The sequence below is a fragment of the Streptomyces sp. NPDC004667 genome (genome assembly GCF_040609475.1).
Taxonomy (GTDB): domain Bacteria; phylum Actinomycetota; class Actinomycetes; order Streptomycetales; family Streptomycetaceae; genus Streptomyces.
Genome location: NZ_JBEXKC010000060.1, coordinates 1 through 19,902, shown reverse-complemented (window position 1 = coordinate 19,902; position 19,902 = coordinate 1). Strand labels below are relative to the sequence as shown.

Below are 19,902 nucleotides of genomic sequence, written 5' to 3'. Positions count from 1 at the left end.
CCCTCACACGTCGATCTTCGACAGGCGGCGGATCAGGACGAAGCCCAGCGCGAAGAGCCCCAGGGCGACGATCACCGCGACCTGCCCGACCAGCGCGCCGGTCATCCGGTCCAGGGCGCCCGGCATCATCGCGTTCACCAGCAGCAGCGAGCCCAGTCCGATGGCCGGGACCAGGTACGCCGTCACCGTCACCTGCGAGAGCTGCGTACGGATCTCCCTGCGCGTCTCCTTGCGCTGCTCCAGGGTCACCGTGAGGTTGCGCAGGCTGCCCACGATGGCGCCGCCCGCGCGGGCGGAGAGGACCAGGGTGGAGACGAGGACGACCAGTTCGCGGGACGGGAGCCGGTCGACGATCTCCCCGAGGGACTCCTCGATGGAGTGTCCGACTGCGAGGCGGTCCGCGACCCGGGCCAGTTCCTCGCCCGCCGGGGCCTCCAGTTCCTCCGCCGCCATGCCGATGGCGGTGCGCAGGGCCAGGCCGGCCTGGGTGGCGTTGGCGAGGATCCGGGCCAGTTCGGGGAGCTGGTTGATGAAGCGTTCGGTGCGGCGGGCGCGCTGCCAGTTCAGGAAGGCGTTGGCGGACCAGAGGCCGATCAGCCCGGCCACCGGGCCGAAGAACGGGGCCAGCAGCGAGGCGCAGACCAGCCAGGTGCCGGCGACGGCCGCCAGCATGTAGACGAAGAACTCGCCGGGGGTGAGGTCCAGTCCCGTGGTCGCCAGTTTCAGTTCGATGCGGCGGCCCAGCGCCGTCCTGCGCAGGCGGCGGTCGACGCCGCGGAAGCGGCGCCTGCGTCCGGCCGGCGGGGGTTCGCCGCTCGCCGAGAGGCGTTCGATGAGGGCGGCGCGCCGGTCGAGCCCGGCCGAGTACGCGTGCACCCCGAGGGCCGTGAACAGTCCGGCGAGCAGGGTGGCGCCGAGGGTGAGGAGGACGAGGTCGTTCACAGGACGGTCCGGGGGGTGAGCGGGTCGAGGAGGGCGTCGGGCTGTGCGACGCCGAAGGCCTGGGGGATCGGCTGGCTGTTCATGTAGAGGCGCTCCGCGATCCGGCGGGGAAGGGGGGCGTACGCGAAGTAGCCGTGCACGCGCCCGTCCGCGCCCATGGGCTGGGCCACGTAGCGGCAGACGGTGGTGATCCGGAAGGGCTCGCGGCCATGGGATTCGAGGATGGAGATCTCCGTGATGCGGCGCGAGCCGTCACCGAATCGGGTGAGCTGCACGATGACGTTGACGGCGCTGTTGATCTGGTCCTGGAGCGCCTCGAAGGGGATCTCCACCTCCGACATGGAGGCGAGGGTCTGCAGGCGGGTGAGCGCGTCCGAGGAGCTGTTGGCGTGGACGGTGGCGAGGGAGCCGTCGTGGCCGGTGGACATGGCCTGGAGCATGTCGAGGGTCTCGCCGCCGCGGACCTCGCCGACGATGATGCGGTCGGGGCGCATGCGCAGGGAGTTGCGCACGAGGTCGCGGATGGTGATCTGGCCCTTGCCCTCCACGTTCGCGGGGCGGGATTCGAGACGGATCACGTGCGCCTGCTGGAGCTGGAGTTCGGCGGAGTCCTCGATGGTGATCACGCGCTCGCCCTCCGGGATCAGGCCGGAGAGGGCGTTGAGGAGGGTGGTCTTGCCGGTGCCGGTGGCACCGGACACGATCAGGTTCAGCTTCGCCTGCACCAGCCCGGACAGGAGCAAGAGCATCTGCTCGTCGAGGGAGCCGAGCGCGATCATCTCGGGCAGGGTGAAGGCGCGCGGGAACCGGCGGATGGTGAGGGTGGCGCCGGTGAGGGAGAGCGGCGGGATGATGACGTTGACGCGCTCGCCGCTGGGGAGGCGCGCGTCGACCATCGGATTGGCCTCGTCCACGCGGCGGTTGACGGTGGAGACGATGCGCTCGATGGTCTGCATCAGCTGCTCGTGCGAGGCGAAGCGGATCGGGAGCTGCTCGACGCGGCCGGAGCGTTCGACGAAGATCTGGTCGGGGCCGTTGACCATGATCTCGGAGATCGAGGCGTCTTCGAGGAGCGGTTCGAGGACACCGAGCCCGAGGGCTTCGTCGACGACGCGGCGGATCAGCTGGGCGCGCTCGGCGGTGGACAGGACCGGGCCCTCGCGGCTGATGATGTGCCCGAGTACGCGCTCCAGGCGGGCGCGGCGCTCGGCGGGCGCGAGCGCGGACATCTCGGCGAGGTCGATCTCTTCGAGGAGTTTGGCCCGGTACGAGGAGACCAGGCGGCCGTCCTCGCGGGGGCTGTGGCGGTCGTCGGGGGTGCTGACCCGGGAACGCAGGCTCACGGTCGGGCTCCGTCCGGGTCGGTGTTGGGCATGACGGCGGTGGCCGTGGCGTCCGGGAGGTCGAGGCCGGGGATGATGGAGTTGACCTTGATGGTCACGGTCGCGGTGATGGCGTCACCGCCGCCGGGCACGGAGACCGTCGCCGGAAGGCCCGACCGGATCGCGGCGAGCCCCGCCGCCTCGCCCCGGCCGCGGTGCTGGGCCTCCACCCGCGCCGCCGTCCGCGCCGCCGTGTCCGCCTGTTCGTGGACGTAGGCGACCCAGCCCAGCTGGATCCCGCAGAGCGCGACGAACAGCAGGATCGGGACGAAGCCGATGTATTCGATGGCCACTTGGCCACGGTCGGAGCGGGTGTGACGCCTTCTCATGTCACTTCGCCTCCTTCTCCATCGCCGCGCCGGCCTCGCCCTTGATCTCGCCGAAGTCGAGCCCGGGGAAGAGCACCGGGATCTGGACCGTGACCGTGGCCTTGTACACGTCACCGCCCCCGTCACAACCCACCCCCATGCCCCAGGCGTCCCCGATGTACTTCCCGGCGGCAGCCTTGCAAGCCCCGTCGCCCTTCACCGCGCCGGCCCGGGCCGCCTCGTCCGCCGCGTTCCCGACCAGGGAGAAGGCGTATCCGATCAGTACGCACTCCCACACCGCCGCCACGAGCAGCAGGATCAGCGGGACCATGCCGACGAACTCAACGGCCACCTGCCCCCGGTCCCGCGACCGCGACCGCGACCGTGACCGCAACCACCCCCGCCCCCCGCGTACGGGCCCCCGCCCGGCCACCGTTCAGCCCTCCCGGCCGCGCCGCAGCCGGGCCACCGGGCCGGCCGCGCGGAGGGCGAGGGCCGAACCGGAGCCGGAGCCGGGCGCGGCGGGGGCCTGGGATCCCGCCGGGGCGTCGGGGGCGGCGAGGAGGCCCAGTTCGCCGGCCAGGGTCCACAGGGCCTGCTTGACCGTCGAGCGGTTGTCGAGGTCCTGCACCCGGCCCGCGTCCACCACCGCCTGCAGTTCCTTGAAGGCGGCGGGGACCGGGGTGCGGGTGGGCCGGGTCTTGGTGATCTTCTCGATCAGGGAGGGCTGTATCTCGGTGTGCCTGCTCCAGCGGTTCACCACCATCGTGGTGTCCTCGGCCTTGCGCACCTGGAGCCGCTCCCACATCCGGACCATCCGCTTCGCCGCCCGCACGGCGACCACGTCCGGGGTGGTGACCATGACGGCCAGGTCCGCGAGTTCCACGGCGGTGGCGTTCGCGCCCGTCACCTGGCTGCCGCAGTCGATGACGACGAGCTCGTAGCGGGCGCGCAGGGCGCCGATGACGTGCCGGGCGGCCCGTTCGTCGACCTCCTCGCCCCGCTCCCCCTCCGCCGGGGCCAGCAGCAGGGCCAGGCCGGTGCGGTCCTCGTAGACGGCGTCCTGGAGGACGCGCGGGGAGATGTCCTGGATGCCGGCGAGGTCGGCGATGGAGCGCCGGAACTGCACGTCGAGGTAGGAGCCCACGTCGCCGGCCTGGAGGTCCAGGTCCACCAGGGCCGTGCGCCGGCCCGCCGCGGCGGCTGCCAGCGCGAACTGCACGGCGGTGAACGTGGCGCCCACGCCCCCCTTGGCGCCGGTGACGGTGACCACCCGGCCGCCCGGCCCGGCGGGCGCCTCGGGGCCGCGGCCCAGGTGGCGGCGTACGCCCGCGGACCACTGGGCGGCGGCCTGGACGCGGGCGGCGAGTTCCTCGTAGGCGAGGGGGAGGCCGATCAGGCCGCGCGCGCCGGAGTCCATGGCGGCGGAGAAGACGGCGGGCCCGGCGTCGGAGGAGATCAGCACCACGCCGACGGCGGGGAAGCGCAGGGCGACTTCGCGGATCAGCTCCAGGGCGGGGACGGGCCCGATCCGCTCGTGGACGAGGACCACCTCGGGCAGTTCGTCCAGGGAGTCCGCGGCGAGCCGGAACAGGGTGTCGAGGAGGGTCGTGGAATCGGGGACGGGAGCGGCGGGCTCGGCGTCCGGGAGCTGGCTGAGCAGCGCCACGATGGCGCGGGCGGCGTCCGGGTCGCCGGCCGCGGGGAGGATTCGGGTGGTCATCCGGGCCTCACTTGTCCCCGTCGAGGGTGTACGTGCGGTCGCTCGGGCCGGGAGTCGAGTCGGTGCCGGGGGCCACCAGGGCCAGGCGGACGTGCTCCGCGAAGGACTCGGCGTACGCGACGCGCTGGGTGTCCTTGGTGTTCAGGGCGAAGGTGATCGGGACGGCCTCCGCGGGGCCCTTCTTGTCGCTGTCCTTGTCGAGGGCGGTGAGTTTGCCGACGCCCAGGACGCGGGCGTTGGCGACGATGATGACCGAGCGGGCGGGGTCGGTGTCCTTGGCGCCCTTGAAGGTGGCCAGGATGTTGACCTTGGCGCCGGAGGTGATCTTGCCGGCCACGCCCGTCGCCGCGTCGATCATGATGGCGATCTCCTGCTCCCCGGCCTGGAGCTGCGGCTTGTCGACGAACATGTCGCTCTGGAGCAGCGAGCCCCGCTTCAGGGTGGTGAGCGCGATCTTGCCCTGGAGGGCGCCCAGGTCGGTGACGGCGGTGTCGGAGAGCCACCGCTTGGGGACCTTGACCTCTTCGAACTGGCCGGCCGTGAGCGGGCTGTACGGGGCGATGTCGCCCTTGACGCGGTAGGCGACGACCTCGGACCCGACCTTGGAGTTGACGTCGCCGATCACGACCAGGACCCCGGCGAAGGCCGCGAGGGCGCACAGGACCGACAGCAGGAGCAGGATGACGCCGCGGCGCTGGCGTGAGTTCATGAGCCGTACTACCTCGCCGTTCTTCGTTCGTTCGGGCCGGTCAGGTTCTGGAGCGGGAGCGGGTGCCGGTACGGGCGGGGGTCTCGGGCGGGGGTGCGGCCAGGGGCGCGGCGCAGAATCCGCAGCGGTCGCCGATGAGTTCGAGGCCGCACCAGCGGCACTCCTCCCGGCGGACCGAGGCGACGAGCTGGTAGAGCACGGACAGGTCGGGGATGGCGGCGGCGAACTCGACGAGCTTCGGGGTGGCCCACCAGGCGGCGGAGTCGGCGGGGAGCGGGTTCTCCATGACGCCCTGCACCTGCCAGGCGGGGGCCAGTTCGGCCGTCACCCAGTCGGAGGACAGTGCTCCGCGCGCGAAGGTGAGGTGGGTGGCGAAGCCGGGTCCCGGCGGCAGCCCGCCCTGCGGCCCCGCCCCCTGCGCTCCCGCTCCCTTCGACCCCGCTCCCTTCGGCCCCGCTCCCTTCGGCCCCGCCCCCTTCGACCCCGCCCCCTTCGACCCCGCGGAGCCGAGCCTGGCCAGGTGCGGCGTCGGGTGGGCCAGTACGGCGAACTGGGCGCTGGGCGACCAGGACCGGGCGTGGGCCTTGAGCCCGACGGGGACCCGGTCCAGCTTGGCGACCGTACCCAGCAGCGCGCCCGCGTGGATGTAGTGGGACAGCAGCCGCGCGGCGGAGGCTATGACCCCGGGGCTGAAGTCGCAGACCGTGAGCTGGCGCAGCTGACGTACCAGCACGGCGGTACCCAGGGGCGGCAGATCGATGTCGAGGAGCGCGATCCGGTCGGTCTCCAGGATGGCCCGCACGGTGTGCAGGCGGCGCACGGTGGCGGGCGGGAGCCAGGGCGGTACGACGGCCACCAGGTGGCCGTGCCGCTCCAGCAGGGCGGAGGTCTCGGCGAGCGTGCCTTCCAGGTCGGCCTCGCCGGGCGGGCGCAGGACGGCGGCGCCGGGGGTGTGCCGGTCGGGGGCGGGCAGCACCAGGTCGGCGCTGGTGACAGCGATGGCGGTCGGCACGCGAATCCCCCCGTTCACCCTGTACGCGACGCCTGTTCGCACGGCTTTCACGTACGCGCACATGCTGCGCGACCGCAAACGATCGACGCGCTCCCCCCTTGCCCCAGCACCATAACCGCGTCACCCCTGGCTGGTCAGGGGCTTGGTGATTCCCGTGCCGGAAGGGGTCGTCACAGGTGGCGGGAAACCCGGACAACAGGGATCGGAAGCCCGACCAATTCAAGCCACTTCGCAAAGACCCTTGACACGAGGATTGGTCTGGACCAACTTGGCTGCGCCGGCAGTTCATTCCGGGGGACCCCCACTCCCCCTCCTTCCGCTTCCCCCCTTCCTCCCCCCACGGAGCCCACGTGAACCGCATACGCTCCCTCGCCCTGCTGGGCGCCGCCACCCTCGCCGCGGGCGGGCTGACCGCCCTCGCCACGGGCACCGCACAGGCCGCCGACGTCAACGTCGCCCGCAACGGCGGCTTCGAGAACGGCCTCGCCAACTGGTCCTGCACCGGCGGCAGCGGAGCCGTCGTCAGCTCTCCGGTCTACGCCGGCGCGGGCGCCCTGCGCGCCACCCCGGCGGGCTCGGACAACGCGCAGTGCAGCCAGACCGTCACGGTCAAGCCGAATTCCACGTACACGCTGAGCACCCAGGTGCAGGGCTCGTACGTCTACCTGGGCGCGACCGGCACCGGCACCCAGGACGTCTCCACCTGGACCCCCGGCTCCGGCTCCGGCTGGCAGAAGCTGTCGACCACCTTCACCACCGGCCCGAACACCACCCAGGTCACCGTCTGGACCCACGGCTGGTACGGCCAGCCCGCCTACACGGTCGACGAGTTCAGCGTCTTCGGCCCGGACGGGGGCGGCGGTACCGATCCCGGCCCGAGCGTGCCGGGCGCCCCCTCCGGAGCCGCCGTTTCCGGCCAGAGCGCGAGCGGGCTCACCCTTTCGTGGAACGCGGTCAGCGGCGCCACGGGCTACCACGTCTACCAGGACGGCGTCCGCGTCCAGACGGTGTCCGGCGCCTCCGCCCAGGTCACCGGGCTGGCCGCCACCACCTCGTACGCGTTCCAGGTGAGCGCGTACAACGCGGCGGGCGAGGGGCCGAAGTCGGCGGCGGTCACCGGCACCACGACCGGGGGCGGCGGCCCGAACCCCAACCCGTCGGTGCCCAGGCACGCCCTGACCGGCTACTGGCAGAACTTCAACAACGGCGCGACCGTCCAGAAGATCTCCGACGTCTCCTCCCAGTACGACATCATCGCCGTCTCCTTCGCCGACGCCACGACCACGCCCGGCGCCATCTCCTTCAATCTCGACTCGGCGGGGCTCGGCGGCTACACCGTGGACCGGTTCAAGGCCGATGTCGCGGCGAAGAAGGCGGCGGGGAAGTCCGTCATCCTCTCCATCGGCGGCGAGAAGGGCACCATCTCCGTCAACGACTCCGCCTCCGCGAACAACCTGGCGAACTCGGCGTACGCGCTGATGCAGGAGTACGGCTTCAGCGGGATCGACATCGACCTGGAGAACGGCCTCAACCCGACGTACATGACCCAGGCGCTGCGCGCCCTGGCGGCCAAGGCGGGCCCCTCGCTCGTCCTGACGATGGCCCCGCAGACCATCGACATGCAGTCCACCCAGGGCGGCTACTTCAAGACGGCGCTGGCGGTCAAGGACATCCTGACCGTGGTGAACATGCAGTACTACAACAGCGGCGCGATGAACGGCTGTGACGGCAAGGTCTACTCCCAGGGCTCGGTCGACTTCCTGACGGCGCTGGCCTGCATCCAGCTGGAGGGCGGGCTCGACCCCTCGCAGGTGGGCATCGGCGTCCCGGCGTCCCCCAGCGGCGCGGGCAGCGGCTACGTCTCCCCGACGATCGTCAACAACGCGCTGGACTGCCTGACCAAGGGCACGGGCTGCGGCTCCTTCAAGCCGTCGAAGACGTACCCGGGACTGCGCGGCGCGATGACCTGGTCGACCAACTGGGACGCCAAGGCGGGTAGTGCCTGGTCCAACGCGGTGGGTCCCAAGGTCCACGGGCTCCCGTAGGCGGTAGGTGTGGGGGTGGCCGGTTCGGGCTCCCCGGAAGGACGGGGTTCTTGACCGGGACATGCCACGAGAGCACGCTGTGCGCGTCCGCACGGCTACCCCCACACTCCCACCCAGGAGAACGCATGCGGCTCCACCACCGCGGAAGGGCCGCCGTCACGGCGGCCCTCCTGGCGCTCGCGCTCGGCGCGCCCGCCTACGGCATGAGCGCGACGGCGGCACCGCCGCCCACCCCGTCCACCGCGACGCAGGACGAGGCGATCGTCCAGTACGAGATCCAGGGCCCGTCCACCGCCGCCGAACGCACCGCCCTGCTGAGCTCCGGCGTCTCGATCGACGAGGTGGACGCCCGCTCGGTCGTGGTCAGCGCCGACCCCGCACAGGCCAGGGAACTGCGGGCCCGGGGCTACCGGCTCACCGCCCTGCCCGGCCCGCCGGACCGGGGCGAGCGCGGCACGGCGGCGAAGCCGATGGACTTCCCCTCGGCGGACTCCAACTACCACAACTACGCCGAGGCGACGGCGGAGATCGACCAGCGCATCGCCCAGTACCCCGGGATCATGAGCAAGCAGGTCATCGGGAAGTCGTACGAGGGCCGCAACCTCTACGCCATCAAGATCAGCGACAACGTGGGCACCGACGAGGCCGAGCCCGAGGTCCTCTTCACCGCCCACCAGCACGCCCGCGAGCACCTCACGGTGGAGATGGCCCTCTACCTGCTCAAGGAGTTCGGCTCCAAGTACGGCACCGAACCCCGGATCACCAACATGGTCAACAACCGCGAGATCTGGATCATCCCGGACCTCAACCCGGACGGCGGCGAGTACGACATCGCCACCGGCTCCTACCGCTCCTGGCGCAAGAACCGGCAGCCCAACAGCGGCTCCTCCGCCGTCGGCACCGACCTCAACCGCAACTGGGACTACAAGTGGGGCTGCTGCGGCGGCTCCAGCTCCAGCAAGAGCTCCGAGACCTACCGCGGCCCCGCCGCCGCCTCCGCCCCCGAGGTCAAGGTGGTCTCCGACTTCGTCCGCAGCCGGGTCGTCGGCGGCAAGCAGCAGATCAAGGCCGCCATCGACTTCCACACGTACAGCCAGCTGGTCCTGTGGCCCTTCGGCTGGACGTACAACGACACCGCGCCCGGCATGACCGCCGACGACCTCGCCGCGTACAAGAAGATCGGCACGGGCATGGCGGCCAGCAACGGCTACACGCCCGAGCAGTCGAGCGACCTGTACATCACCGACGGCACGATCGACGACTGGCTGTGGGGCGACCAGAAGGTCTTCGCCTACACCTTCGAGATGTACCCGTCCGAATCCGGCAGCGGCGGCGGCTTCTACCCGCCCGACGAGGTCATCGACCGCGAGACCTCGCGCAACAAGGAGGCCGTGCTCCAGCTCCTGGAGAACGCCGACTGCATGTACCGCTCGATCGGCAAGGAAGCCCAGTACTGCTCCTAGCCCGATGACCGGGCGGGGCGCCCCACCGCCAGGGGGGCGCCCCGCCCGGTCCGATCGGCCCGGTCCGCTCAGCCCAGGACGGCGAGCGCGTCGATCTCGATCAGCAGCCCGGCCGGCAGCCCCACGTACACCGTGGTGCGGGCGGCCGGGGCCTCCTTGAGGCCCTGCTCCTCGAAGTAGGTGTTGTAGATCCCGTTCATCTCGGCGAAGTGGGCGGTGTCGGTCAGGTAGACGCGGATCATCATCACGTCGTCCCAGCCGGCGCCGCCCGCCTCCAGTACGGAGCGGACGTTCTCCAGCGTCTGCAGGGTCTGCTCGCGCAGCGTCGGCCCGGCCGGCGTCGGCGGCTGCCCCTCGACGTGCGGGAGGAAGCCGACCTGGCCGGCGACCTGGAGGATGTTTCCCTTGCGCACGCCGTGCGAGAACCTCGCGGGCGGCGCGGTGTGGGTGTCGGGGGTGATGGCGGTCTTCTCGCTCACGGAAGGTCCTCGTCTTCTGGCTCTCGGTCCGGTGGCTCCCGGTCCGGAGACTCTCGGTCCGGCTCCGGCGCGGTGCCGGAGTACTCCCGGCTGATGATGTCGGCAGTTCGGCGCACGAGGGGCAACAGCTCCAGCAGTTCTCCGGCGCCGACCACCACTGCGGGCGCCGAGACCGACATCGCCGCGACCACCCTCCCGCCCGGCCCGCGCACCGGCGCGCCCACGCAGTTCAGGGCCTCCTCGTGCCCGCCGAGGTCGGCGGCCCAGCCCTGCTCCCGTACGAGGGCCAGCTCGGCGAGGAACGCCTGCGCGTCCGGGGTCGAGCGGGAGGTGTAGCGCGGGTAGTCGATCCGCCCCGCGAGCGCGCGCCGGTCGTCCTCCGGCAGATCGGCCAGGAGCAGCTTGGCGACGGCGGCGACGGTGAGGGGGACGGGGCGGCCGATGCGCGAGTACATCCGCACCGGGTAGCGACTGTCGACCTTGTCCACGTAGACCACCTCGTCGTCCTGGTGGAGGGCGAGGTGGACGGTGTGCCCGGTGAGCCGGTTCAGCTCGACCAGGTGCGGATGGGCGACGTCGCGCACGTCGAGGTTCTCGACGGCCTCGGCGGCCAGCGCGAACAGGCGGGCCCCCAGCCGGTAGCGGCCGTCCGGCTGCCGGTAGGCGAGGCCGTGCGCCTGGAGGGTGCGCAGCAGGCGCAGGGCGGTGCTCTTGTGCACGCCCAGTCCGTCGGCCACCTCGCCGAGGCCCGCCGGTCCCTTCGCGAGCGCGGGCAGGATCCGCAGCGCCCGTTCCACCGACTGGCTCATGCCACGCCCCTCCCGTCCCGTCCGCCCGTCCGCCCGTCCGCTCGTTCGTCCGCGGCCGGCCGTCGCTCCGTCGCCCCGCTCCGGAACCGGGCGCCGTTGACCCGTCGTCATCCGGGATGTTAGACACCACAAGCACCACCCGCAACGCTCGTTGCATATCACGCAACGGTACGAGGAGGCATCCGCATGGCCAGCGACGCAGTCCGACGGCTCGCCGACGAACCGGTCGACCACCGGTTCAAGGGGCTCCCCCCGGACGCCCAGAGCGCCGGCCTCACCGTCGGCGAACTCGCCGCCCAGGCCCGCGGCCTGTACGACGGCGGATTCACCACCCCCGTCCTGACCCTGGACGCGGACGCCCTGGAGCACAACCTCGCCGCCCTCGGCGAGTACGCCCGCCGCCACGACCTCGCCTTCGCGCCCCACGGCAAGACCTGCATGGCCCCGCAGCTCTTCGAGCGCCAGCTGGAACACGGCGCCTGGGGCATCACCGCCGCCGTCCCCCACCAGGTCCGCGTCTACCGCGCCTTCGGCATCCGGCGGATCTTCCTCGCCAACGAGCTCGTCGACCCCGCCGCCCTGCACTGGGTGGCCGCCGAACTCGCCGCCGACCCCGACTTCCGCTTCGTCTGCTATGTCGACTCCGTCCGCGGCGTCCAGCTCATGGACCGCGCCCTCCAGGGCCGCGGCGCCGTCCTCGACGTGGTCGTCGAACTCGGCGCCGGCGAGGGCGCCCGCACCGGCGCCCGCACCGACGACGACTGCCGCGCCGTCGCCGACGCCGTCGCCGCCACCACCACGCTGCGCCTGACCGGCATCGCCGGCTACGAGGCCGAGGTGCCGGGCGCCGACCCGGACTCCGTCCACGCCTACCTGCGCCGCCTCACCGGCCTCGCCGTCGAGTTCGACAAGGCCGGACGGTTCGCCCCCGACCTGGAGGAGATCGTCGTCAGCGCGGGCGGCTCCGCCTGGTTCGACGCCGTCGCCGACGTCTTCGCCGCGATCCCGGAGCTCTCCCGCCCCGTGCTGCGGCTGCTGCGCTCCGGCGCGTACGTCTCCCACGACCACGGCTGGTACACCCGGCTGACCCCCTTCAACCGGGTCCCCGAGGAGGGCGGCCTGCGCCCCGCCTTCCGGCTGTGGACCCAGGTCGTCTCCCGCCCCTCCCCCACCCAGGCCTTCGTCAACGCCGGCAAGCGCGACATCGCCTACGACCTCGGCCTGCCCGAGGCCGAACTGGTCCGTGACGCCCTCACCGGCGAGGAGCGGCCCGCCACCGGGATCCGCGTCGTCAAACTCTCCGACCAGCACGCCTGGCTGGAGACCGGCTCCGCCGACGACGTGCAGGTCGGCGACTGGGTGGCCCTCGGCATGTCGCACCCCTGCACCATCTTCGAGAAGTGGCCGCTGATCCCGCTGGTGCAGTCCGACGGCACCGTCACCGAGTTCGTCCGCACCTTCTTCTGACGGTGGACCTCGTCATCCGCGGCGCCCGCGTCGCCGACGGCACCGGCGGCCCCTCCTACACCGCCGACGTCGCCGTCCACGAGGGCCGCATCGCCGGGATCGGCCGGATCCCGGGCGGCGGACGGCGCACGATCGACGCCCGGGGGCTGGTCCTGGCCCCCGGGTTCGTCGACATGCACGCCCACAGCGACCTCGCGCTGCTGCGCGACCCGGACCACAGCGCGAAGGCCGCCCAGGGCGTCACCCTCGAAGTCCTGGGCCAGGACGGGCTCTCGTACGCCCCCGCCGACGAGCGGACCCTCACCGGGGTGCGCACCGCCATCGCCGGCTGGAACGGCACCGGCGAGGACGTCGACTTCGACTGGCGCACCGTCGGCGGCTACCTCGACCGCCTCGACCACGGCTTCGGCGGCCAGGGCATCGCCGTGAACGCCGCCTACCTCGTCCCCCAGGGCACCGTCCGCGCGTACGCCCTCGGCTGGGACGACCGGCCCGCCACCCCCGCCGAGCTCGACCGGATGCGTTCCCTCGTCGCCGAGGGCATGGAGCAGGGCGCCGTCGGCCTGTCCTCCGGGCTCACCTACACCCCCGGCCTGTACGCGTCCGGCTCCGAACTCACCGAGCTGTGCCGCGTGGTGGCCCGCTACGGCGGCTACTACTGCCCGCACCACCGCTCGTACGGCCGCGGCGCGCTCGACGCCTACGCCGAGATGCTCGACCTGACCCACGAGGCCGGCTGCGCCCTCCACCTCGCCCACGCCACCATGAACTTCGGCGAGAACGAGGGCCGGGCGGGGGAACTGCTGGACCTCCTCGACGCCGCCCTCGCCCGGGGCGCCGACCTCACGCTCGACAGCTACCCGTACACCCCCGGCTGCACCACCCTCGTCGCCCTGCTGCCGAGCTGGGCCAACGAGGGCGGCCCCGAGGCGGTCCTGGCCCGGCTGCGCGACGACGCCACCGCCGACCGGATCCGCCACGCCATGGAGGCGGAGGGCTCCGACGGCTGCCACGGGGTGCCCGTGGACTGGTCGACGATCGAGGTCTCCGGGACCGCCTCCGCCGCCCTCACCGGTCACGTGGGCACCCGCCTGGACGGCTGGGACACCGCCCGGCGGCTCCTGCTGGCGGACCGGCTCGGCCCGACCGTCCTCCAGCACGTCGGCCACGAGGACAACGTCCGCACGATCATGCGCCACCGGGCCCACACCGGCGGCTCCGACGGCATCCTGCACGGCGCGAAGCCCCACCCCCGCGCGTACGGCACCTTCCCCCACTACCTCGGCCGCTACGTCCGCGAACTCGGCGTGCTCTCCCTGGAGGAATGCGTCGCCCACCTCTCCGGCCGCCCCGCGGCCCGGCTGCGCCTGCCCGACCGGGGCCTGGTGCGCGAGGGGTTCCGGGCCGACCTGGTCCTCTTCGACCCGGACACGGTCGCGGCCGGGTCCACCTTCGAGGCGCCGCGCGCGCTGCCGCACGGCATCCCGCACGTACTGATCGACGGCCTTCCCGTCATCCGCGACGGACGCCGTACGGACGTCCTGGCGGGCCGCTCCGTGCGCCGGACTCCCGTTCACCGTAGGCCCATACGATGAACGCCATGGTCGCCGCCTTCGTCCTCCCCGCCCTGCTCTTCCTCGTGTTCTGCGTCAGCGCCTGGAAGGACCGCCGCCGCTTCCGCAACGCGGTCCTGCTCGGACTGACCTTCGTCTCCCTCTCGTTCGTCATGCTCCTCCAGCTGACGGCGCTGCCGCCGTGGGCCGCGCTGACCCTGTTCGCGCTCGTCTTCTTCGTGCCCGCGGTCGGCGTGGTGGCCCTCGGCGTCTTCCTCGTCCGCAACGGCGTGACCATGGTCCGCAAGGAGGGCGGCCGGCCGGCCAACCTGCTGTCCCTGCTGGCCGGGCTCGGGATCTTCGCGATGATCGCCCTGCTGATCGCGGTCGCCTGGACCGGCTCCAAGACCCTCGCCGGCGTCGCGGCGACCCTCACCCTGGTCGTCGGCTACGTCTCCTTCGTCTTCCTGTGCTTCTTCGGCTACGCCTTCCTCTACGGCCGCATCAAGGTGCGCGGCGACGTCGACCACGTGGTCATGCTGGGCTCCGGCCTGATCGGCGGCGAACGGGTGCCGCCCCTGCTGGCCTCGCGCCTGCGCAAGGGCCAGGAGATCTACGCGGCCCAGATCGCCCGGGGCAGCCGCCCGCCGGTGCTGCTCCCCTCGGGCGGCAAGGGCACCGACGAGAAGGTCGCCGAGGCGCGGGCGATGGCGGACTGGCTGATCGCCGAGGGGGTTCCGGCCGAGCACATCGTGCTGGAGGACCGGTCCACCACCACCGAGGAGAACATGCTGTTCTCCCGGCAGATCATGGAGGCGGCCGACCCGGCCTACCGGTGCGTGGTCGTCACCAACAACTTCCACGCCTTCCGCGCCGCGATGATGGCCCGCAAGGCCGGGGTCAACGGACAGGTGCTGGGCTCGCCGACGGCGCGGTACTTCCTGCCCAGCGCGACGCTGCGCGAGTTCGTCGCGGTGTTCTGGGAGCACAGGGCGGTCAACCTCTGGATCTGCGGACTGCTGACCGCCCTCGGCGCCCTGGCCACCCTCACCGCCGCCGGGTCCGGGGCCTGATCCGGGGCCTGATCCGAGGCCTGGTCCGCGGCCCGATCCGGGGTTCCGTGCGGCGCCCGGCGTCCCGAGGTGCGTTCATGGGGCCGGGGCCGGAGTATGGGGGCCTGAGGGGGCACGAGGAGGTACCGATGGACAGTGAAGCGGACCAGCAGCCCACCCGGTCGGACCGGCTCTTCACGGGCGGGGAGCGGCCGTACGACCCCGAGGACCTGGTGATGGCGACCGGGCAGGACGTGACACCGGAGCGGGTCGAGAAGGCGCGCCAACTGATGGAGAAGGAGGGGCCGCAGGTCATCGAGCGCTATCTGCCCTAGCGGCCGCTCGAAGGCACTGCCGACGGTCCGGCCCGGGGCCGCACCCCGGGCCGTGGTCCCCCGGTGACCCTCTGCGAAGCCGAGAGGCACGTTTCAGCACCGGAAGGGACCGGAACCGTCACCCCGTGCACGGGCGGTGTGCCGATGTGCCGCATCCAGAACCGACGGAGGTCGTTAGCCGTCCGGGGGCCGCGCCACGGAGGTCAGATGAACAGCGTCGCCGTCACCGTCGACTGGGACCACCCCACGGACCCGCGCCCCGGACCGCGCCTGGAGCACGTCCGCACGTACGTCGCGAGCGGGGGCGCGGACGGCCACCTGTGGCACGGGGTCCCCACCCTGCTGCTCACCACCCTCGACCGGGCGACCGGGCGGACGGTGCGCACGCCGCTGGTCTACGGGCGGGACGCCGGCCGCCACCTGGTCGTGGCCGTCGGCTCGGGCGGGCCGCGCCACCCCGCCTGGTACCGGAACCTCACCGCCCACCCGGAGGTCCGCCTCCAGGTGGGCGCCGACGTCTTCCCGGCCCGGGCGCGCACGGCGACGGCGCTGGAGCAGGAAACGTACTGGGAGGCCATGACGGCCCTGTGGCCGCTGTTCGACGACTACCGGGAAGCGTCCCGGCCGCGGGAGATCCCGCTGGTGATCATCGAGGCATGAGGCGGAGGCTGGGGCGCTCGGTGGTGAACTTCACCGAGCGGACCTTCATGTCGTCGGTGGCACGCTGGCCCTTCGGCTGCAGGAGCTCCTTGGGGCTCTCCTCGTTGCAGTCGGCGCCGAGGTAGAGGACCGCGTAGGAGTCGGTGGCGTTCTCCGGACCGTAGCCGGCCGGGGCCTCGTCGGCACCGGCGCCGAAGAGGTTGACGCAGCTGTCGTTGGCGGGGTTGCTGAGGGCGGCCTCGCGCACCTGGCCGTCCTCCTCCTGGTACGTGTAGTGGAACTGACCCTCGGCGGCGAAGGCCGAGCCGGACATGGACAGCGTGAGCGCGAGGGCACCGAGAGTGGCGGCGACGGCGTTGCGGAGCTTCATGCGGGGAATGATCCCTTCTCGAAGATGATCAAGCGGGACTGCGGGGCCGACCCTAGGAGGCCCGGTCCGTGGCGAATCGATTCGCCACGGACCGCCGATCCGGCGTGTCCGGCACGATCACTCGTCCGGCCCTCCGGGACGGACGGTCACGGACGGGCCGTGCGGCCCGAACCCCCGACATCGCGGAGCTGGCCGCGGCGACCGCGCACGACGGGGACTCCACCGTCGGGGGCGGCTGCGACGACCAGTTCGAGTTCGAGTTCGCCCTGGACCTGCTCCTGGACGGCTTCGAGAGGCTGCGCCGCCAGGGCTGGACGTCCGCACGGTGAGCTCCGGTGGGCGCGGGCGCTGAGCGCGGGTGCGGGCGGCGGGGAGCTGTTCTAGCGTCGAAGGGGGAGGGAGGAACCCTCGCATCCGCTCGTTTTCGCCCTTCCTCCGCTGATCCGGGACACCCGGTTCCGCGGCCGCGCGATTCCGGAGAGCAGGTGCCTTCCATGCGCACGTCGACCCGTATCGCCGGCGTCCTCACCGGCCTCACCCTCACGCTCGGCGGCGCCGCCCTGGCCGCCCCCGCCGCCCAGGCGGACATCCCGGCCTGCACGAAGACGGTCGAGCTGTCCGGCGTCGCGGTGACCGACGCCGTCAAGGCCGCGTGCACCCGTGGTGTGGTCAACGACCTTGCGGGGTGCGTGAACGGGATGACCGCGGCCGGCGTCGCCGGCGGCGCCGCGAACGGCGCCTGCCGACAGGCGGCCCACGAACCGCGCTAGCCGGTGCGCGTCACTGACTCCGCGGGCCGAGGACGCAGAACTCGTTGCCTTCGGGGTCGGCCAGGACGACCCACCCCGGCTGATCGCCCTGTCCGATGTCGACACGGCGTGCGCCGTGCGCCACCAGACGGGCCACCTCGGCGTCCTGGTCGTCGGGCCTGAAGTCGAGGTGCAGCCGGCTCTTGGCCTTCTTGTCCTCGTCGATCCGGACGAAGTCCAGCCCCGGCATGCGGTCCGGCGCCGGGCGGATCTCGAACTCGTCGTCAGAGGTGTACACGACGACCCAGCCGAGGGCCTCGGCCCACCACTGCCCCAGTGCCGCCGGATCCGCCGAGTGGACGATTACCTGTTCCCATTCCAAGGTCATCCGCTGAGCCTAGGGTCGACGGGCCTCGAAGAACAGGCCGCTCGGACGCGTCTTCTCAGGCCGTCCCCGAGCCCCCTTCACCTCGCGGAGCGACCGGCACCGCCACCGCCGCGTAGGTCCGGCCGTCGACGACGTACTCCCCGAGCGGGATCATCCCGAAGGCGTCGACGTGCACCTTCCACGAAGGGGCGTTCCCCGATTCGATGAAGGCCACCAGCAGCTCGGCCCGCCCCACCGCCGCGTCGAGCGCCATCCCGAACAGCCCCCGGGCCACCCCGTGTCCGCGGAACGCGGCGTCGACCACGACCGGCCCGTACAGCAGCCACGGCACCTCCCCGAGCGGCCGCCCCTGCCAGTGGAGGACGCCCTGCGCGTGCAGCAGTCCGAGCACCGCCGCCGGTGGATCGCCCATGTCCCGGGCCACCGACAGGGCGAGCAGCCCGGCGAGCCGCCCCTGCCCGGCGTCGGCGACCAGCAACTCCCGGTCGCGGGCCATCCCGCGCAGGGCCTCGATCCCGAAGGCCCCCTGCACGAAGCCCTGTTCGGCCCGCTGCTCCTCGGTCAGGGCGTCGTGGTGATTGGCGGCGAACAGCCCTGCCAGGGCCGGCGCATCGGCTTCTACGGCATATCGGTAGCGCATGCCCCCGATGCTGCCACGGGGATGCGGGTTCGGTGCGGCTGAGAGGTCAACTCCGGTCGTAGACCGTCACCTCCACCTCCCTGGCGCACAGGGCGTCGGTGATCAGCGGTTCGATACGGGCCCAGTCGCCCCCGGCGAGCCCGCAGCCTATCCGGGGCATGTGGACGCCGGCCCCCAGTTCGACGGCGTGATCGGCCAGGGTGGCGAGGCAGCGCGCGACGGCGTCGTAGCGGATCGGCGGCCCGCCGCTGCCGGTCCGGATCCCGCGCTGGCCGACCATGTTGGCCACCCACACGTCGGGCCGCACCCGCACCACCTGCACGGCCCCGAGCCCGAAGTCGTTCCCGCTCCTCCCCCGGTGCCAGGCCCGGAACTCGGCCTCCGGCTCGGGCCACCGCCGCGACACGGCGAGCACGAACCCCTTGCCCCACCCACCGATGTCGTTGCACACGTGCGCGATCAGCTTCGGCCCCTTGGCCTGCGGGCTCGTGGCGTCTCCGGCGATGATCCTGATCGGCTTCATGCCTCCACGCTAGGCGGTGGCACTGACAACCCTCACTGGATGCTCCAGCGGTGCGGGTGCCCGGGATCGGACGGACAGGCGAAGACGTTGAGCTCGCCCCAGCGGCCCACGACGGCCTCGGTGGGCGTGGAGGACACCCTGACACCCGGACCCCGGTCCTCCAGCGGCCGCCAACTGCCGCTGCCGCCGTCCCACTCCGAGCTGTCGACGGTCAGCAGCAGTTCCATCGGCGTCGCGCAGGCCGTGCAGTCCATGGGGGCCGGATCGGTCAGGTGCCAGGAAGCGAAACCGCCGACGCGCCAGCCCGGCGGGATGGAGAGGTCGTACTGGTAGGCGGGGTAGGAGAGGCCGTCCGGCCCTTCTTCGTACTCCCCGTCCCCGCTTTGGGCTTGGGCTCGGCTCTGGGCCAGGGCTCGGGCATCCGCTTCCTCTTCCGCCAGTTCGTCGAGGGCGTCCTCCCGGGCGTGGATCCGATCGCACAGGTCCTCGGGCAGGAGCCCCGCGAAGGGATACGTGACCACCTGCTCGGGATGCAGCACGCAAGGCTCCACCACGTAGCCGGGGGAACCGACGACCTGCGGCCGGGGCGGAGGCAGCAGCAGCCCGGTCGCCGCCTCGGTCAATTCGGACGAACACCGCCAGAGCAACTGGAGTGCCATGCCGGTCATGTTGACGCCGTGGGCGTCGAAGGGACACCAGAAGACCTGGAGGAGGTCGCAGCCGTCCGGACCGGCCGGCAGGTCGGGGAGGTCGCGGCGGTAGAGCTGCGCGACACCGATCATCGGGAGCGGGTCGGTGTCACCCGCCTCGGGGACACGGTGCCTGCGGCGCAACTCCTCCAGGAGCGCGCGCTCTTCGTCCGTCGGACCGTGGACCGGGTCCCGCTCCCAGGCGGCGTCCAGGACCTGCCGCTCGCGGTGCACGTCCTCGGGGCGGCGCCCCCGGGACCGCTTGTGCTTCGCGGTACAGACCGGCCACGGCTCGTCCGCCGGCCACAGCATCGGCCCGCCGACGGAACTGTCTCCCACCCCCGGGCGGCCCGGCCGCGGATGCAGCCGGGTGGTCGTCCCCCGGTGGGCGGCGAGCTCGGGGAAGAGCGCCTCGACATCGAGCGGGCGCGGTGGTGTGGTCCGGGTCATGGGAGGGACCTTATGCAGGTCGGGGTGGGGTCGGGGTGGGCGGTGCACCCCCGGTCGGTATCAGGGGAGGGCTGGGGGCGTCCCGCCAGTCCACTGTCCTTCCGTGTCGGGCCGGTCCCTCAAGGGCGCTCCTTCGTCGCGTCGCTTCGCGATG

General features: G+C 72.4%; 22 protein-coding genes and 1 pseudogene. 9 read left to right on the top strand and 14 right to left on the bottom strand.

Translation table 11 applies throughout. The features are described 5' to 3' along the window. Positions 1–3: 3 nt before the first annotated feature. From ABZW32_RS27870 to ABZW32_RS27840, 7 genes are all read right to left on the bottom strand, one after another. Positions 4–942: a type II secretion system F family protein gene (locus ABZW32_RS27870; protein WP_356220790.1), complete on the bottom strand. Its 939-nt coding sequence runs from the start codon at positions 940–942 to the stop codon at positions 4–6. Then, positions 939–2,285 (bottom strand): CpaF family protein, encoded by a 1,347-nt coding sequence (locus ABZW32_RS27865; RefSeq protein ID WP_356220788.1) that lies wholly within the window; start codon positions 2,283–2,285, stop codon positions 939–941. Before ABZW32_RS27865 ends, ABZW32_RS27870 begins: the two co-directional genes overlap by 4 nt. Beyond that, the gene (locus ABZW32_RS27860; protein ID WP_356220786.1) at positions 2,282–2,617 is read right to left on the bottom strand and encodes a TadE/TadG family type IV pilus assembly protein; all 336 of its coding nucleotides are present in this window, start codon (positions 2,615–2,617) and stop codon (positions 2,282–2,284) included. The genes ABZW32_RS27865 and ABZW32_RS27860 overlap by 4 nt, the downstream gene beginning before the upstream one ends. A gap of 37 nt (positions 2,618–2,654) precedes the next feature. Further along, positions 2,655–2,984 (bottom strand): TadE/TadG family type IV pilus assembly protein, encoded by a 330-nt coding sequence (locus ABZW32_RS27855; protein WP_356220784.1) that lies wholly within the window; start codon positions 2,982–2,984, stop codon positions 2,655–2,657. An 84-nt stretch (positions 2,985–3,068) separates the two neighbouring features. After that, a complete protein-coding gene (locus ABZW32_RS27850) occupies positions 3,069–4,355 on the bottom strand; it encodes an AAA family ATPase (protein ID WP_356220781.1) in 1,287 nt (428 codons plus the stop codon). 7 nt (positions 4,356–4,362) lie between these two features. Beyond that, a complete protein-coding gene (cpaB, locus tag ABZW32_RS27845) occupies positions 4,363–5,064 on the bottom strand; it encodes a Flp pilus assembly protein CpaB (protein ID WP_356220779.1) in 702 nt (233 codons plus the stop codon). Positions 5,065–5,104: 40 nt separating this feature from the next. Then, on the bottom strand, positions 5,105–6,076 hold the full coding sequence (locus tag ABZW32_RS27840; protein ID WP_356220776.1) for a hypothetical protein: 972 nt from the start codon (positions 6,074–6,076) through the stop codon (positions 5,105–5,107). A 350-nt stretch (positions 6,077–6,426) separates the two neighbouring features. Between ABZW32_RS27840 and ABZW32_RS27835 the strand changes: the two genes are divergently transcribed. Together ABZW32_RS27835 and ABZW32_RS27830 are read left to right on the top strand one after the other, a co-directional pair. Next, positions 6,427–8,121, top strand: a complete 1,695-nt coding sequence (locus ABZW32_RS27835) for a glycoside hydrolase family 18 protein (protein ID WP_356220774.1) — start codon at positions 6,427–6,429, stop codon at positions 8,119–8,121. 125 nt (positions 8,122–8,246) lie between these two features. Further along, complete coding sequence (locus ABZW32_RS27830) at positions 8,247–9,584, top strand: M14 family metallopeptidase (RefSeq protein ID WP_356220771.1); 1,338 nt, start codon at positions 8,247–8,249, stop codon at positions 9,582–9,584. Between the two features lie 68 nt (positions 9,585–9,652). Here the strand turns inward: ABZW32_RS27830 and ABZW32_RS27825 are convergent, their stop codons facing one another. Together ABZW32_RS27825 and ABZW32_RS27820 are read right to left on the bottom strand one after the other, a co-directional pair. After that, on the bottom strand, positions 9,653–10,063 hold the full coding sequence (locus tag ABZW32_RS27825; protein ID WP_030226332.1) for a RidA family protein: 411 nt from the start codon (positions 10,061–10,063) through the stop codon (positions 9,653–9,655). Beyond that, on the bottom strand, positions 10,060–10,872 hold the full coding sequence (locus ABZW32_RS27820; protein ID WP_356220769.1) for an IclR family transcriptional regulator: 813 nt from the start codon (positions 10,870–10,872) through the stop codon (positions 10,060–10,062). The genes ABZW32_RS27825 and ABZW32_RS27820 overlap by 4 nt, the downstream gene beginning before the upstream one ends. A gap of 186 nt (positions 10,873–11,058) precedes the next feature. Between ABZW32_RS27820 and ABZW32_RS27815 the strand changes: the two genes are divergently transcribed. The 5 genes from ABZW32_RS27815 to ABZW32_RS27795 all read left to right on the top strand — a co-directional run bounded on the left by ABZW32_RS27815 (position 11,059) and on the right by ABZW32_RS27795 (position 15,939). After that, entirely contained in the window at positions 11,059–12,339 is a 1,281-nt protein-coding gene (locus ABZW32_RS27815) for an alanine racemase (RefSeq protein WP_356220766.1), read from the top strand. A 2-nt stretch (positions 12,340–12,341) separates the two neighbouring features. Further along, entirely contained in the window at positions 12,342–13,934 is a 1,593-nt protein-coding gene (locus tag ABZW32_RS27810) for a D-aminoacylase (RefSeq protein WP_356220765.1), read from the top strand. A 5-nt stretch (positions 13,935–13,939) separates the two neighbouring features. After that, complete coding sequence (locus tag ABZW32_RS27805) at positions 13,940–14,965, top strand: YdcF family protein (protein WP_356220863.1); 1,026 nt, start codon at positions 13,940–13,942, stop codon at positions 14,963–14,965. A 128-nt stretch (positions 14,966–15,093) separates the two neighbouring features. Then, positions 15,094–15,279: a hypothetical protein gene (locus tag ABZW32_RS27800; protein WP_030226344.1), complete on the top strand. Its 186-nt coding sequence runs from the start codon at positions 15,094–15,096 to the stop codon at positions 15,277–15,279. Positions 15,280–15,486: 207 nt separating this feature from the next. Continuing rightward, positions 15,487–15,939, top strand: coding sequence for a nitroreductase family deazaflavin-dependent oxidoreductase (locus tag ABZW32_RS27795; RefSeq protein ID WP_356220762.1), 453 nt, complete (start codon positions 15,487–15,489; stop codon positions 15,937–15,939). On the opposite strand, the gene ABZW32_RS27790 is transcribed toward ABZW32_RS27795, so the two are convergent. After that, the gene (locus ABZW32_RS27790) at positions 15,926–16,309 is read right to left on the bottom strand and encodes a hypothetical protein (RefSeq protein ID WP_356220760.1); all 384 of its coding nucleotides are present in this window, start codon (positions 16,307–16,309) and stop codon (positions 15,926–15,928) included. The two genes, ABZW32_RS27795 and ABZW32_RS27790, sit on opposite strands and share 14 nt — an antisense overlap. A gap of 161 nt (positions 16,310–16,470) precedes the next feature. Between ABZW32_RS27790 and ABZW32_RS27785 the strand changes: the two are divergent. After that, positions 16,471–16,638, top strand: a pseudogene (locus ABZW32_RS27785) (TetR/AcrR family transcriptional regulator); the annotation flags it as partial. A 165-nt stretch (positions 16,639–16,803) separates the two neighbouring features. After that, positions 16,804–17,079 (top strand): hypothetical protein, encoded by a 276-nt coding sequence (locus tag ABZW32_RS27780; protein WP_356220758.1) that lies wholly within the window; start codon positions 16,804–16,806, stop codon positions 17,077–17,079. Positions 17,080–17,089: 10 nt separating this feature from the next. On the opposite strand, the gene ABZW32_RS27775 is transcribed toward ABZW32_RS27780, so the two are convergent. Genes ABZW32_RS27775 through ABZW32_RS27760 form a run of 4 tightly spaced genes read right to left on the bottom strand, consistent with a single transcriptional unit; the run spans position 17,090 to position 19,748 of the window. Beyond that, positions 17,090–17,446 (bottom strand): VOC family protein, encoded by a 357-nt coding sequence (locus ABZW32_RS27775; RefSeq protein ID WP_356220755.1) that lies wholly within the window; start codon positions 17,444–17,446, stop codon positions 17,090–17,092. Positions 17,447–17,501: 55 nt separating this feature from the next. Continuing rightward, complete coding sequence (locus tag ABZW32_RS27770) at positions 17,502–18,086, bottom strand: GNAT family N-acetyltransferase (RefSeq protein WP_356220753.1); 585 nt, start codon at positions 18,084–18,086, stop codon at positions 17,502–17,504. A 46-nt stretch (positions 18,087–18,132) separates the two neighbouring features. Continuing rightward, entirely contained in the window at positions 18,133–18,609 is a 477-nt protein-coding gene (locus tag ABZW32_RS27765) for a macro domain-containing protein (RefSeq protein ID WP_356220751.1), read from the bottom strand. A gap of 32 nt (positions 18,610–18,641) precedes the next feature. Then, on the bottom strand, positions 18,642–19,748 hold the full coding sequence (locus tag ABZW32_RS27760) for a hypothetical protein (protein WP_356220749.1): 1,107 nt from the start codon (positions 19,746–19,748) through the stop codon (positions 18,642–18,644). Positions 19,749–19,902 lie beyond the last annotated feature (154 nt).